This is a genomic window from Nocardia vinacea, assembly GCF_035920345.1.
In the GTDB taxonomy this organism is placed as follows: domain Bacteria; phylum Actinomycetota; class Actinomycetes; order Mycobacteriales; family Mycobacteriaceae; genus Nocardia; species Nocardia vinacea_A.
Window position 1 is genome coordinate 7,740,457 of sequence record NZ_CP109149.1, and the last position, 13,951, is coordinate 7,754,407.

Here is a 13,951-nt window from a genome sequence, read left to right on the forward strand (position 1 = left end):
GCTACCGCCGAGCAGTCTCGATCCGCCGGATGCGGCGGCGACCAAGGAGTGACAGCGCCAGATGGAGCCAGCACAGCGACCGGGGGACGGGGCGGGAACGACGATCGGCCGGGAGGAAATTCGCGCGGCCATTGCGAAGCAACTCGATGTGCTGGTCGAGACGATCGCCGACGGCGATGATCTGATCCAGCTCGGACTGGACTCCATACGCACCATGAAGTTGGCGGGCGGCTGGCGCAAACGCGGGTTGGAGATCAACTTCGCGCAGTTGGCGGCGGCGCCGTCGGTCGCGGAGTGGGCACGGTTGCTCGGCGTCGACGAATCCGCCGCGGCAGTTCCGGAAGTTGAACCCCGGTCTGTCGAAAACGTTGATCCCGGGGACGAATTCGCGCCGTTCCCATTGGGCTCGATGCAGCACGCCTACTGGATCGGTCGCTCGGAGGAACAGGATCTCGGCGGCGTCGCCGCGCACCTGTATGTCGAATTCGACGGTGCGGAGGTCGATCCCGAACGTTTGGCGCGGGCAGTGACGGATCTCGTTGCCGTGCATCCGATGCTGCGCACCAGGTTTCTCCCCGAGGGCACTCAGCAGACCATTCTCAACCCGGGTCGGCCGGTATTCGCGGTCGTCGATCTGCGCGCGCACACTCCTGCGGCGGCCGAGGCCGAACTGGAGCGGTTGCGCGACAGCAAGACTCATCAGCGGCTGGTCATCGAGGAGGGCCAGGTGCTCGATGTGACGCTGAGCCTGCTCGCCGACGGTCGTACCCGGCTGCACCTCGATGTCGACATGATCGCGGGCGACGCGATGAGCTACCGCGTGCTCGTCGCCGACCTCGCCGAGCTCTACCACGGCGGCACGGTGCCGCCGCAGGGCTACAGCTACCGCCGCTATCGCACCGAGCGCACGGTGGATGCCGGTGCCAGGGAACGCGATAAGCAGTGGTGGCGCGATCGGCTGCCGGAGCTGCCCGGCGCACCGGAGTTGCCGACCATTCCGGTCAGCGAACGCGCCGAACCGCATCGGACCGTCCGCTACAACCACTGGTTGGAGCCGGAAGCCAAGGAGCGGCTGCTCGCCGCCGCGCATGCCCGCGGCATCACGCCGGCAATGGCATTGGCCGCGGTATTCGCCGAGACCATCGGCGGCTGGTCGGCGCAGAGCCGCTTCCTGCTGAATGTGCCGCTGTTCCACCGGGAACCGGTGCATCCGCATATCGACCGGGTGATCGGCGATTTCACCTCCTCGATCATGTTGGAGGTGGATGTCACCGAGAACGTGACGGTCACCGAGCGGGCGAAGGCGCTGCAGCGTGCGATGCACGAAAGCGGCGCGCACACCGCGTATTCCGGGCTGGAGGTGCTGCGCGATCTCGGCAGGCACCGCGGCGAGCCGGTGCTCGCGCCGATCGTCTATACCAGCGCGCTCAACCTGGGCGAGCTGTTCGCCACCTCGGTCACCGAGACCTTCGGCGAGCCGGTCTGGATCATCTCGCAGGGCCCGCAGGTGCTGTTGGACGCGCAGGTCACCGAGGTGCGCGGCGGGTTGCTGCTCAACTGGGACGTGCGCGAATCCGCATTCCCCGCGGGCATGATCGACGCCATGTTCACCAGCTACACCGAGGCCATCGGCAGGCTGGGCGCGGGCGAGGCGGGTTGGATCGCGGAGGCCGCGGTGCACCTACCGGTCGCCCAGGCCGCTGTGCGTGCCGCGGTGAACGCGACCGACGGTCCGGTCTCCGGACGGGCGCTACACCAGGGCTTCTTCGACCATGCCCGCAGCACGCCGGACGCACCGGCGGTGCTGTGGCGCCGCGACGGCGTGGATGGCGGCTGGAGCTATGCCGAGCTTGCCGCACAAGCGCTTTCGGTGGCGGCCGCGCTGCGTGAAATCGGGGTGCGGTCCGGTGAAACCGTCGCGGTGCAGTTGCCGAAGGGACCGGATCAGATCCTCGCCGTACTCGGTGTGCTCGCGGCGGGTGCGGCCTATGTGCCCATCGGTTTCGATCAGCCGGTCGGGCGGCGCGCGGAGATCCTGCGTACCGGTGACGTGGTCGCCGCGCTCACCGTCGACGGCGCCGACATGGGTCGGCCGGATATCACGTGTTTGCCGCTGTCAGCGGCGCGTACCCATCCGAATCCGTTGGCCGAGCCGGTGATTCCGGATCCGGAGTCGATCGCCTATGTGCTGTTCACCTCGGGCTCCACCGGTGTGCCGAAGGGTGTCGACGTGCCGCACCGCGGTGCGATGAACACCATCGACGCGGTGAACGAGTGGTTCGAGGTCGGCCCGGCCGACCGGGTGCTCGGACTGTCCGCGCTGGAGTTCGACGCCTCCGTCTACGACATGTTCGGCATGTTCGCCGTCGGCGGCACGGTGGTCGCGCTGTCGGCCGCGCAGCGCGAGGAGGCGACCAGTTGGGTGGAACTGCTGACCCACCACCGGGTTTCGATCCTCAACTGTGTGCCGAGCATGCTCGACATGATCCTGGAGATCGGCGGCGACCACCTCGGCGATTCGCTGCGCGCGGTCACCCTCGGCGGCGACTGGGTCGGCGCGGATCTGGCGCGGCGGCTGGCCAGGCAGGTGCCGGGCTGCCGGTTCTCCGGGTTGGGCGGCGCCACCGAAACCTCCATCCACAACACCATTTGCGAGGTCGCCGACCCTCCCGAACATTGGGCCACCGTCCCGTTCGGCGTGCCACTGCGCAATGTGCGCTGCCGCGTGGTGAATTCGGCGGGCCGCGACTGCCCGGACTGGGTGCCCGGCGAATTCTGGGTGGGCGGTGCGAATATCGCGGCCGGTTATCGCAATGATCCGGAGCGTACCGCGGAACGGTTCGTCGTCCACGACGATCTCCGCTGGTACCGCACCGGTGATATGGCGCGCTACTGGCCCGATGGCACCGTCGAATTCCTCGGTCGCGCCGACCATCAGGTCCAGATCCGCGGCTATCGAGTGGAATTGGGCGAGGTGGAAAGCGGACTGCGTACCGCGCCGGGGGTTCGGCACGCGGTTGCCGACGTGGTCGGCAAGGGCGCGCCGAAGCTGGTCGCGGCCGTCTCGGGCGAGGTCGGCTCCATCGAGGAGATTATCGGTGCCGTGCGAGATCTATTGCCCGGCTACATGATTCCCACTCGCATAGAGATCCTCGAGCAGATGCCGTTGACCGATAACGGCAAGCTTGATCGTCGCGCGGTGGTGGCACTGCTGGAACCCGACGCGGCCGAAGCGGTGGACGCGCGTCCGCGTACGCCGCTGGAGGCCGCGCTGGCCACCATCGTCGCCGAAGTGCTAGCTACCGATCGCATCGGCGTGCACGACGATTTCTTCGGCGCGGGCGGTGACTCGGTGCTGGCCACCACGGCCGTCGCCAGGATCCGCGAATGGCTGGAGGTCGACCACGCGCTGGTCGCCGATCTGCTCGTCGGCCGGACGGTGGCCGGGTTGGCCGGGCGGCTGGTCGAACGGGAGGCCGGTCGCGGCACGCCCGATCGCCTGGACGCCGTCGCCAAGTTGTACCTGGAGGTGGTCGCGATGACCGACGAGGAGATCCTGGCCCAGGCGTGACCTGCCCGCATTGCCTGAGAAGGGTCGCCGCACGCACTAGACTTCCGGACATGAGCCGTTGGGATACCTCGAACATTCCCGATCAGAGTGGCCGCACGATCATCGTCACCGGCGCGAACAGCGGGCTGGGGGCGGTGACGGCGCGTGCGCTGGCCGGGGCGGGTGCGCAGGTGGTCCTGGCCTGTCGAAATGTGGCCAAGGGCGAGAAAGTGGCCGGGGAGATCGGTGCGCGGGCCGAGGTGCGCGAACTCGATCTCGCGGATCTGGCTTCGGTGCGTGCGTTCGCCGATGCGGTGGACCGGGTCGACGTACTGATCAATAACGCGGGTGTGATGGCGGTGCCGGAGCGGCGGACCGCCGATGGCTTCGAAATGCAGGTCGGCACAAACCATCTCGGTCACTTCGCGCTGACCGGGCTACTGCTGGAAAAGATTTCGGACCGGGTGGTCACGGTCTCCAGTAGTGCGCACCGGGCCGGCAAGATCGATCTGGACGATCTGAACTGGGAGCGCCGCAAGTACCGGCGCTGGTCCGCCTACGGTCAGGCGAAGTTGGCCAACCTGATGTTCGCCTACGAGTTGCAGCGCAGGCTCACCGCGGCGGGTTCGTCGAAGATTTCGGTGGCCGCGCATCCCGGTTATGCCGCAACGGAACTGCAGTCGCATACCGAATCCATCCTGGACACGGTCATGGCGCTGGGCAACCGGCTGCTGGCCCAGAGCGCCGAAATGGGTGCGCTGCCGGAGATCTACGCGGCTACCGAGCAGGTCGAGCCGGGCGCGTTCTATGGCCCCGACGGATGGGGCGACATGCGCGGCTATCCGGGGCTGTCCGGTTCCACCTCGGCATCCAAAAACGAGCAGGTCGCGCGCGGCCTGTGGGAGCTGTCGGAGAAGCTGACCGGCGTAACCTACACATTCGGCAGGTAGCCGAATCCATTGCGGCATAAGCCAACTCGGTTCGACCTGTGCTCGATCGGGGGGTGCCGTCATTCAAGTAGCTCAGGCCGGGATTTTGTGATGTAGGTCACATTCGTGGATGTCACACTGGGCTGGGCCGTGTCGTCCTCTCTGTGAACCCAACCGAATGGAAAGGCACAGATCATGGAACAGCGCTTCAACCTCTACGCCAACCCCGTCGCCGGTAGCTACGTCAAGCGGCTCATCACCGCGGGCAAGGTCGTCGACGGGTCCTCCCTGCCCGCCGCCACCTACGAGCTGGTCAAGATCCGCGCCAGCCAGATCAACGGCTGCGGCATGTGCGTCGATATGCACACCAAGGATGCCGCGCACGCGGGCGAGACCTCCGTGCGACTAAACCTGGTCGCCGCCTGGCACGAGGCCACCGTCTTCACCGAGGCCGAGCGCGCCGCCCTCGCTCTCACCGAAGAGGCCACCCGAATCGGTGACGGCCGTGGCGTCAGCGACGAGACCTGGGAGCAGGTACGCAAGCACTACGACGACGATCAGACCGCCGCTCTCATCGCGGCCATCGCGACGATCAACGCGTGGAACCGGATGAATGTGATCGTCCGTACCCCGGCCGGTGGGTACGTCCCCGGTCAGTTGGGGTGAGCTTCGGCACGAAAGTTGGCCTTGCGGTTACCTCGGGATAGTCCCTGGTACAGTCACCGTCGTGCAGCGCGTCTATTTCTGGTTTAGCAAGCCGGCCCTGGGTGGGTCGGTCTGCGGCAACCATTTGCGCTGACCTCACCTCCACCTCGAGCCGGATGATGGACCGGCTCGACGGGTTTCACGTCCGTGGGTCGGCCTTGAAGTAAAGGAACCCACAAACGATGACTACCGCAGCCGACGTCGATGCGCGGCATGCCCACCCGTCGCCCGAGCACCACCTCTCATCGAATCGCTCCGCGATGCTGTTCGGTTTGGACGACCAACGCACCCTGAGTGTGAGCCCGTTGCGCTCACCTGCAGAGGTTCGCCAGGTGCACCGAATCACCGATGCGCTGGCCGACGTGGTCCGAGGCGGTCGCAAAGCCACCGTCGATGTGCTCAACGGTGCAGACGATCGCCTGATGGTGATCGTCGGCCCGTGTTCGGTCCACGATCCGGCGGCCGCGCTGGACTACGCCCGCCGCCTAGCCGCCAAGGCGGCCGAACTCGACGATCGGCTGCACGTCGTGATGCGGGTGTACTTCGAGAAGCCGCGCACCACCCTGGGGTGGAAGGGGCTGATCAACGATCCGCACCTGGACGGTTCCTTCGACGTGAACACCGGATTGGGCATCGGCCGCAAGCTGTTGGTCGATATCACCGCCCTCGGCCTGCCGGTGGCCTGTGAATTCCTCGACCCGATCACCCCGCAGTACATCGCGGACCTGGTCGCCTATGGCGCCATCGGCGCGCGCACCGCGGCCAGCCAGGTGCACCGCCAGCTCAGCAGCGCACTGTCCATGCCGGTCGGCATCAAGAACGGCACCGACGGCGATGTGCAGGTGGCCGTCGACGGTGTGCGGGCCGCCGCGGCCAGCCACGTCTTCCCCGGCACCGATCTGGACGGCCGCTCGGCGCTGATCCGTACCACCGGCAATCCGGACTGCCATGTGATCCTGCGCGGCGGCAGCACCGGTCCGAACTACGATGCCGCCTCTGTCCGCGCGGCCTGCCTCCGGTTGGAGAAGGCATCGCTACCGCAGCGGATCGTGGTGGACGCCAGCCACGGCAACAGCAATAAGGATCACAACAAGCAGGTCGATGTGGTCACCGATATCGCGGGCCGGTTGGTCGCGGGCGAGCCGGGCGTGGTCGGCGTGATGCTGGAGAGCTTCCTCGTCGCGGGCCGCCAGGATCTGACCCTCGGGCACGCCGACGCACTGACCTACGGGCAGTCCATCACCGATGCCTGCATCGATTGGGAGACCACGGCCGCCCAGCTCGATCGCCTCGCCGACGCGGTGCAGCAGCGCCGCGATCACTGACACCGGAGCCTGTCGCCCCGGTGAAAGCCGGGGCGCGGCTACGGATTTCGCCGCGGTTTCGCGACGACGCCGAGGATATCGCCGGAGCGGACGATGGCACCGTCGAAGCCCGCGGTGGCCAGATAATCGATGAGATGTCCGGGTGCGGGCTTCGGGCCGGCGCCAGCGGGTCCGTCCGGCTGTCCGTATCCGTAGAACAAATACAGCGTGCCGTCGGGCGTGAGGACCTGCCGGATCAGGGCCAGTTCGGCGGTGGGCCGTTTGGTCCAGAACAGATTCACGTTGACGGCGACAACCTTGTCGAAGCCGCGGGCCGGTCCGATTTCGGCGAGCACCCGGGCCCGGTCGAGCTGTTCCAGTCCGGCGTGCAACAGATGTACCTTGCCGCATTTGATCAGTGCGGCATGGCGTTTCTTCGCGCGGGCGATGGCAGTCGGGGAACGGTCCACACCGACGATCCGACCGCCGTCCAGCCGAGCGGCCAGGTACGCGATCGAGTCGCCGGAGCCGGGACCGATTTCCAGGATCCGGTCGTCGGGCCGCAGGTGCATGGTTTCGGCGATCCACTCGAATCGGGTATCGGCCGCCATATTCGCAATCTACGACTATTGCGCCGCGCCGGTCGGCGGTTCGGGCCCATCCGTCGCCCGACCGCCACCCTCATCGAATCGCTACGCGATGCTGAATACACTGGGCGGCCAATCCGAGACCGGGCCGGGCGGGTCCGTCGCCAGCCGTCCGGCCAGCCAGGTATCGCGGCGGCTGCCGCGCTGCATACTGCCGAGTCGCGCCATGCCCTCATAGTGAAAACCATTGCGGCGGACCACCGCGGCCGAGGCGTGATTGCCGACGAAGGCGCGCCAGTTGATCCGGCTCAGCCCCAATCCTGTTGGCTGAAATCCGAATTCGCACACCAGGGCGACCGCACGCGACATCAGCCCGCGTCCGCGTTCCGCGGAGGCCAGCCAGAAGCCGATTTCCGATGCCGATTCATCGCGCGCGTTGAGATCGATCATGCCGACGACCGGACCGTCGGCGCGCGTCCGCAGCGCCCAGATCGGACTGCGGGTGGCCCAGCCCGGCGCGACCATATCGTCGAGGAAGGATTCGGCATTCTTCCGGTGATACGGAACCGGGATCGTCACCCACTCGGCAATGCTGGGCTCCTGGCAGCATGCGACGATATCGTCGATATCGGCCTCGGTCGGCCGCGACAACCAGATGGTTGTGTCGGATAGCGGATGATCCTCCATATGAGCATGGTGTCATGACCGGCTCGTCGGGCCCATCAGCGCGGAACGTAGAATCAGCCCGATGGTTGCTGCTCTTCTCGCCGACTTGTTCGAATCGCATCGGGCGCATCTGCTCTCGGTCGCCTACCGGCTGACGGGCAGTGCGGGCGACGCCGAGGACGCGGTGCAGGAGAGTTGGCTACGGCTGGCCGGTGTGCATCAATCCGAGATCGAGGATCTGCGGGGCTGGCTGACCACCGTGGTCAGTCGAATCTGCCTGGACCGCCTGCGCAGTGCCGCGGTGCGCCGGGAAACCTATGTCGGGCAGTGGCTTCCAGAGCCGGTCGTGACCGGTACCACGCCATCGACCATGCCGGATCCGCTCGAGGCGGTGGTCCGCAAACAAGAATGCAGCCTCGCCGCCATGGTGGTGCTGGAGAGTCTGACGCCGTCGCAGCGCGTGGCATTCGTTCTGCACGACGGGCTTTCGGTGCCGTTCGACGAGATCGCGGAAATCCTCGGCATTTCGGTGGAGGCGGCGCGCCAGCTGGCCGTGCGGGCCAGGAAGTCCGTCGCGCAGGCCCCGCCGCCCGTCCCGGATGTCGAGCACGCGGCTGCGGTACGCGATTTCATCGCCGCGCTGTCCGCAGGTGATATAGCCGCGATAACCGCTGCGCTGCACCCGGATTCGGTAATTATCGGCGATGCGAACGGCACTACATCCACCGCGATCAATGTCATCGCCGGTGCGGACAAGGTCGCCCGTTTCCTCCTCGGGCTGATGCGCAAGTACGGTATGGACGGCTCCTCGGAGCCGACACTGGAATTCGAATTCGCCACGGTCAATGGTCAATTGGGTTTGGTCGTGTATCGGGTCGGCCCGGGTTACGGGCGACTCGACGGTCCGCCCCGTGTGATCGGATTCGCGGTTCGCGACGGATTAGTCTGGGGCACCTACGATCTCGCGAATCCGGAGAAACTGTCCCACGTCCGCCTGGGGTGAGACGGTGCCAGGCCGGGCCCTCATCGCCAGACCTGACACCGCCATCGGATTACGGCGTGGACGAGCCCAGGAACCAGTCCCCGGTGGACGATCCGGTGCCGCTATTGCCCGTCGACGATCCGTTGAACCAATCGCCGGTGGACGAACCGAAGCCGGCGATCAGGTCGTGTGTGACATTTCGCAGGAAACCCAGTACCGTTCCGGCGACCTCCGACGCGGCCGGCTGCAGTACCAGGTCCAGATACGAGGCCATAAGCGCCCCTTTCGAGCTACCGCCGCAGATCGGCGGTTTGTGAGGTAGAACACGGCGAGGCTAGCCGCCGTTGGGATAACACACAACCATGCTGGTAGAGGGGCCAATTCAAAAGTGAAATATAGCCTTTCGCTATCTGTTGGCAACAATGGCGATCGCTGGGCTACTCTCCGGATATGTCCTCGCAACCCGCGACCGTCGCCCGCCTGCGCCCGTTTGCCTCCACGATCTTCGCGGAGATGACCGAATTAGCCGTCCGGCACGAGGCGATCAACCTGGGTCAGGGCTTTCCGGATACCGACGGACCCGCGGGCATGCTCGAGGTCGCGCGCCAGGCCATCGCCGACGGGCTGAACCAGTACCCGCCCGGCCGCGGGATGCCGATCCTGCGGCGCGCCATCGCCGCCGACCGGGCCCGCCGCTACGGCACCCACTACGACCCGGACACGCAGGTGCTGGTCACCGTCGGTGCGACGGAGGCGATCAGCGCCGCCGTGCTCGGTCTGGTCGAGCCCGGTCAAGAGGTCGTGCTCATCGAGCCCTACTACGACTCCTATGCGGCCGCGGTCGCCCTTGCCGGCGCGCGGCGGCGCACGGCGCACCTCGTCGCCGACGGTGACCGCTTCGTCCTCGACCTGGACAGTCTGCGCGCCGCCATCACGCCCGCGACCAGGATGCTGATCGTCAATTCACCGCACAACCCGACCGGCACCGTACTCGACCGCGCCGATCTGACCGCGATCGCCGAAATCGCCTGCGAGCACGGCCTATTGGTGCTTACCGACGAGGTCTACGAACACCTCGTCTACGACGGCAACCAGCACATCAGCCTCGCCACCCTGCCCGGTATGGCCGAGCGAACCATCGTGGTGTCCAGCGCGGCAAAGACTTTCAGCGTCACCGGTTGGAAGACCGGCTGGGCGCTCGGTCCGGCCGAACTCATCGACGGTGTGCTCGCGGCCAAACAGTTCCTGACCTTCGTGGCAGGTGGGCCGTTCCAACCGGCCGTCGCGCACGCGCTGAACAACGAACTCGACTGGGTCGCCGCACTGCGAGACACACTGTCGGACAAGCGGCTCCGCCTTGCCGCCGCGCTGAAGGACACCGGCTTCGGGGTGAAGGAGAGTGCGGGCGGCTATTTCATCTGCGCGGATATCACCCCGCTCGGCGCAACCGACGGCTTGGCCTTTTGCCGGGAACTACCGGCTCGGCTGGGTGTCGCAGCCGTGCCGCTCATCGCCTTCGCCGACCACGTCGAGGCGTGGAATCACCTGGTGCGCTTCACATTCTGCAAACGCGACGAAACCCTCGACGAGGGCGTGCGCCGACTTCGCGCGGGTGTTCGAGTGGGCTAGGCCCGGTCCTGTGGGCGACGTCGCGCCTGTGGTGCGTGCCAGTCATACCGCATCGCGAGCAGGCGAAATACGATTGCGCCGAGCGCGGCGCAGGCACCGGTGATCGGGTTGTAGGCGTTGAAATGCAGTAGCGTCGCAGTCGCCGTGGCACCGACAAGTGCTGGTACCGCATAGATCTGCTCGGGTATCAGCACACTCGGCGTCTGTCCGCCGAGCAGATCGCGGATGACTCCGCCGCCGATCGCGGTGACCAATCCGAGCAGTGTGGCCGAGGGCGCGCCGAGACCGTGGTTGTAGGCGATCACCGTGCCGGTCACGCAGAAGAGCCCCAGCCCGAAGGCATCGGCCACGCCGAGCGGACCGCCGGTCACGCGCGGCGACGGATGCCAGAAGAAGATGACCGCGGCCGCGAGCAGCGCGGTCCACAGGTAACTGAGATCGACGAACGACGCGGGTGGTGTCCGGCCGATCACCAGATCCCGAATGACACCGCCACCGAGCGCCGTGCTGCAGGCGAGCACCACGATCCCGAATACGTCGAATCCGCGCCGTACCGCGAGCAGCGCACCCGAGGTCGCGAAGGCGAAGACGCCGAACAGCTCCCCGACATGCTGCGCGGTATTCACCGCCGAATCGAAATGCGCCATGCGCACACGATCACATATCCAGCGCCGAGCAGGCCGAGCGCACCGACCCGGCCGCGCATCGACGCGGCCACTCGCACGATGTGTAGAGGCGATTACATCCGTCGAGCGCACGGTCGAGGTGACTCGATCCGCCGGGTGTATCGAGGTCTGGGACTGGGCAGTCGGCCCACACGAAGCCGGGCACGTTCAGGCAGGTATCGGCCGAGCGCGGTCCGTGGCAAGCAGAACGGCGATCCCGCCGAGCATCGTGCCCATGACGTAGCGTTGGACCCGCAGCCACAGCGGCCGCCCGGTCAGGAAGGCGGCGATCCCGCCCGCGCCGAGCACGATCAGGCCGTTCACTGTCAACGCCACCGCGATCTGCACCGATCCGAGGCACAGACTCTGCAACCACACCCGGCCGTGCTCGGGTGCCACGAACTGCGGAATCAACGCCATGTACATGATCGCGATCTTCGGATTCAGCAGATTGGTGACCAACCCCATGGTGAACAATCGTCGCGTCGGATCCGCGGGCAGCACGGCAGGCGCGAACACCGAGGTCCCACCGGGCCGCACCGCCTGCCAGGCCAGCCACAACAGGTATCCGGCGCCCGCCAACTTCATCGTCAGGTACAGGCCGGGCACGACTGCGAACACCGCGGTGATCCCCGCCGTGGCCGCCGCCAAATACACCCCGAACCCCGCCGCGACACCACCGAGCGACACCAATCCGGCCCGCCGCCCCTGCGAAACGCTGCGCGACACCAGGTACATCATGTTCGGTCCCGGCGTGAGCACCATTCCCAACGCGGCCGCCGCCACTCCCAGAATCGCCGCAGTTTCGATCATGCTCCCGATACTCACGCACACGCGCCGCGCTCGTCTCGGGCCAGTGGGGTGGTAGTGGACTGGTGTCATCGCCCATTCGTGGCTCGATCCCGCGGTATCCGGATGAGAATGGGCGGTCAGTGCATCGTCCCGGAACAAAATAGGCCGCTCGCACGCTGTATGTGCGAAGCCGACGCGAGCTACGCCCGTCGGGGGGCAGGATCGATGCCGCATCCGATGGGTTGTCGGTGGCGTCGGGGAGAATGGGCCGGAGTCGCACGAGCGATCCGATAATGCCGGACGCCGTATACGAGGAGAGATCGTGACCGAGCGCAGCGAGGGAACCATAGGCACAGCACCTGCGGTCGCAGCGGAGCCGAGCGCTAGCGAGGCGCAGCTGTGACCGAGCGCAGCGAGGGAACCATAGGCGCAGCACCTGCGGTCGCAGCGGAGCTGAGCGCTAGCGAGGCGGAGCTGTGACCGACGGTCCGCTGATCGTTCAGAGTGACAAGACGCTGCTCTTGGAGGTCGACCACGAGTTGGCCGGGGTGGCGCGGCAGGCTATTGCGCCGTTCGCGGAATTGGAGCGGGCGCCGGAGCATGTGCACACCTATCGGGTGACGCCCCTGGCGCTGTGGAATGCGCGGGCCGCGGGGCATGACGCCGAGCAGGTGGTGGATGCCTTGGTCAGCTACTCGCGGTATGCGGTGCCGCAGCCGCTGCTGGTCGACATCGTGGACACCATGGCCAGGTACGGCCGGTTGCAGCTGGTGAAGCATCCGGCGCACGGGTTGATGCTGGTCAGTCTGGATCGCGCGGTGCTCGAGGAAGTGCTGCGGCACAAGAAGATCGCCCCGATGCTCGGCGCCCGCATCGATGAGGACACCGTGGTCGTGCATCCGTCCGAGCGTGGCCGGATCAAGCAGATGCTGCTGAAGATCGGCTGGCCGGCCGAGGATCTGGCGGGCTATGTCGACGGGGAGGCGCATCCGATCGAGCTGGATTTCACCGGCGGCCAGTGGCATCTGCGCGACTACCAGGAGATGGCGACCGATTCGTTCTGGGCCGGTGGTTCGGGTGTCGTGGTGCTGCCGTGTGGTGCGGGCAAGACGATGGTCGGCGCGGCCGCGATGGCCAAGGCGCAGGCCACGACGCTGATCCTGGTCACCAATACGGTGGCCGGACGGCAGTGGCGGCGTGAGCTGCTGGCCCGAACCTCGTTGACCGAGGACGAAATCGGCGAATACTCCGGCGAGCGCAAGGAGATCCGTCCGGTCACCATCGCCACCTATCAGGTCATCACCCGCCGCACCAAGGGCGAATACAAGCACCTCGAACTCTTCGACAGCCGCGATTGGGGCCTGGTCATCTATGACGAGGTGCACCTACTGCCCGCACCGGTCTTTCGGATGACCGCCGATCTGCAATCGCGGCGCAGGCTCGGTCTCACCGCGACCCTGGTGCGCGAGGACGGCCGCGAGGGCGATGTGTTCTCGCTGATCGGACCCAAGCGTTACGACGCGCCGTGGAAGGATATCGAGGCCCAGGGTTGGATCGCGCCCGCCGACTGCATCGAGGTTCGGGTGACCCTCACCGATGCCGAGCGGATGGCCTACGCCACCGCCGAGCCCGAAGAGCGCTACAAGCTCTGTTCGACCGCGCGCACGAAAATTCCTGTGGTGGAATCGATTCTGGCTCAGCACAAGGATGCGCCGACCTTGGTGATCGGCGCGTATCTGGATCAACTCGACGAACTCGGCGTCGATCTCAATGCGCCGGTAATTCAAGGTTCGACGAAAACCAAAGAGCGCGAAGAACTTTTCGATGCCTTCCGGCGCGGTGAGATTCCGGTGCTGGTGGTGAGCAAGGTCGCGAACTTTTCCATCGATTTGCCCGAAGCCTCTGTCGCGGTGCAGGTTTCGGGAACATTCGGTTCGCGTCAGGAAGAGGCACAACGGCTCGGTCGACTGTTGCGACCGAAACACGATGGTGGCCAAGCCCACTTCTATTCGGTCGTCGCACGTGACACCCTGGACGCCGAATATGCCGCGCACCGGCAGCGTTTCCTCGCCGAACAGGGTTACGCGTATCGCATTACGGATGCCGATGACTTGCTGGGGCCGGCCATCGGATAAGCGGAGG

The 13,951-nt window shown here is 66.4% G+C and carries 12 protein-coding genes; 7 read left to right on the forward strand and 5 right to left on the reverse strand.

Annotated elements, in window-relative coordinates; translation table 11 throughout:
- Window positions 1-61: 61 nt before the first annotated feature.
- The 4 genes from OIE68_RS35245 (at window position 62) to OIE68_RS35260 (ending at window position 6,509) form a co-directional block, all read left to right on the forward strand.
- Window positions 62-3,571, forward strand: coding sequence for an amino acid adenylation domain-containing protein (locus OIE68_RS35245; RefSeq protein ID WP_327095259.1), 3,510 nt, complete (start codon window positions 62-64; stop codon window positions 3,569-3,571).
- A gap of 50 nt (window positions 3,572-3,621) precedes the next feature.
- A complete protein-coding gene (locus tag OIE68_RS35250) occupies window positions 3,622-4,500 on the forward strand; it encodes an oxidoreductase (protein ID WP_327095260.1) in 879 nt (292 codons plus the stop codon).
- 174 nt (window positions 4,501-4,674) lie between these two features.
- Window positions 4,675-5,145, forward strand: coding sequence for a carboxymuconolactone decarboxylase family protein (locus OIE68_RS35255; protein WP_327095261.1), 471 nt, complete (start codon window positions 4,675-4,677; stop codon window positions 5,143-5,145).
- 221 nt (window positions 5,146-5,366) lie between these two features.
- Window positions 5,367-6,509 carry a 3-deoxy-7-phosphoheptulonate synthase gene (locus tag OIE68_RS35260; RefSeq protein WP_419150609.1) on the forward strand — a complete coding sequence of 381 codons (1,143 nt, stop codon included), beginning with the start codon at window positions 5,367-5,369 and terminating at the stop codon, window positions 6,507-6,509.
- A 38-nt stretch (window positions 6,510-6,547) separates the two neighbouring features.
- Here OIE68_RS35260 and OIE68_RS35265 read toward each other — a convergent pair whose 3' ends face one another.
- Together OIE68_RS35265 and OIE68_RS35270 are read right to left on the reverse strand one after the other, a co-directional pair.
- Complete coding sequence (locus OIE68_RS35265) at window positions 6,548-7,099, reverse strand: class I SAM-dependent methyltransferase (protein WP_327095262.1); 552 nt, start codon at window positions 7,097-7,099, stop codon at window positions 6,548-6,550.
- 81 nt (window positions 7,100-7,180) lie between these two features.
- Complete coding sequence (locus OIE68_RS35270; protein WP_327095263.1) at window positions 7,181-7,762, reverse strand: GNAT family N-acetyltransferase; 582 nt, start codon at window positions 7,760-7,762, stop codon at window positions 7,181-7,183.
- Between the two features lie 61 nt (window positions 7,763-7,823).
- Here OIE68_RS35270 and OIE68_RS35275 point away from each other — a divergent pair, with 61 nt between their 5' ends.
- Window positions 7,824-8,744 (forward strand): sigma-70 family RNA polymerase sigma factor, encoded by a 921-nt coding sequence (locus tag OIE68_RS35275; protein ID WP_327095264.1) that lies wholly within the window; start codon window positions 7,824-7,826, stop codon window positions 8,742-8,744.
- Window positions 8,745-8,793: 49 nt separating this feature from the next.
- Here the strand turns inward: OIE68_RS35275 and OIE68_RS35280 are convergent, their stop codons facing one another.
- Window positions 8,794-8,997: a hypothetical protein gene (locus OIE68_RS35280; protein WP_327095265.1), complete on the reverse strand. Its 204-nt coding sequence runs from the start codon at window positions 8,995-8,997 to the stop codon at window positions 8,794-8,796.
- 176 nt (window positions 8,998-9,173) lie between these two features.
- On the opposite strand from OIE68_RS35280, the gene OIE68_RS35285 reads away from it, so the two are divergent.
- Entirely contained in the window at window positions 9,174-10,352 is a 1,179-nt protein-coding gene (locus OIE68_RS35285; protein ID WP_327095266.1) for a pyridoxal phosphate-dependent aminotransferase, read from the forward strand.
- Here the strand turns inward: OIE68_RS35285 and OIE68_RS35290 are convergent.
- Together OIE68_RS35290 and OIE68_RS35295 are read right to left on the reverse strand one after the other, a co-directional pair.
- Window positions 10,349-10,999 (reverse strand): trimeric intracellular cation channel family protein, encoded by a 651-nt coding sequence (locus tag OIE68_RS35290; RefSeq protein ID WP_327095267.1) that lies wholly within the window; start codon window positions 10,997-10,999, stop codon window positions 10,349-10,351. The genes OIE68_RS35285 and OIE68_RS35290 overlap by 4 nt on opposite strands.
- A gap of 186 nt (window positions 11,000-11,185) precedes the next feature.
- Window positions 11,186-11,830 (reverse strand): LysE family translocator, encoded by a 645-nt coding sequence (locus OIE68_RS35295; protein ID WP_327095268.1) that lies wholly within the window; start codon window positions 11,828-11,830, stop codon window positions 11,186-11,188.
- 455 nt (window positions 11,831-12,285) lie between these two features.
- Between OIE68_RS35295 and OIE68_RS35300 the strand changes: the two genes are divergently transcribed.
- Window positions 12,286-13,944 (forward strand): DNA repair helicase XPB, encoded by a 1,659-nt coding sequence (locus tag OIE68_RS35300; protein WP_327095269.1) that lies wholly within the window; start codon window positions 12,286-12,288, stop codon window positions 13,942-13,944.
- The last annotated feature ends 7 nt before the right edge of the window (window positions 13,945-13,951 follow it).

Bases quoted from the DNA above. Each gene is read 5' to 3' on its own strand.
- OIE68_RS35245 (WP_327095259.1), top strand. From the start codon at position 62: ATGGAGCCAGCACAGCGACCGGGGGACGGGGCGGGAACGACGATCGGC.
- OIE68_RS35250 (WP_327095260.1), top strand. From the start codon at position 3,622: ATGAGCCGTTGGGATACCTCGAACATTCCCGATCAGAGTGGCCGCACG.
- OIE68_RS35255 (WP_327095261.1), top strand. From the start codon at position 4,675: ATGGAACAGCGCTTCAACCTCTACGCCAACCCCGTCGCCGGTAGCTAC.
- OIE68_RS35260 (WP_419150609.1), top strand. From the start codon at position 5,367: ATGACTACCGCAGCCGACGTCGATGCGCGGCATGCCCACCCGTCGCCC.
- OIE68_RS35265 (WP_327095262.1), bottom strand. From the start codon at position 7,099: ATGGCGGCCGATACCCGATTCGAGTGGATCGCCGAAACCATGCACCTG.
- OIE68_RS35270 (WP_327095263.1), bottom strand. From the start codon at position 7,762: ATGGAGGATCATCCGCTATCCGACACAACCATCTGGTTGTCGCGGCCG.
- OIE68_RS35275 (WP_327095264.1), top strand. From the start codon at position 7,824: ATGGTTGCTGCTCTTCTCGCCGACTTGTTCGAATCGCATCGGGCGCAT.
- OIE68_RS35280 (WP_327095265.1), bottom strand. From the start codon at position 8,997: ATGGCCTCGTATCTGGACCTGGTACTGCAGCCGGCCGCGTCGGAGGTC.
- OIE68_RS35285 (WP_327095266.1), top strand. From the start codon at position 9,174: ATGTCCTCGCAACCCGCGACCGTCGCCCGCCTGCGCCCGTTTGCCTCC.
- OIE68_RS35290 (WP_327095267.1), bottom strand. From the start codon at position 10,999: ATGGCGCATTTCGATTCGGCGGTGAATACCGCGCAGCATGTCGGGGAG.
- OIE68_RS35295 (WP_327095268.1), bottom strand. From the start codon at position 11,830: ATGATCGAAACTGCGGCGATTCTGGGAGTGGCGGCGGCCGCGTTGGGA.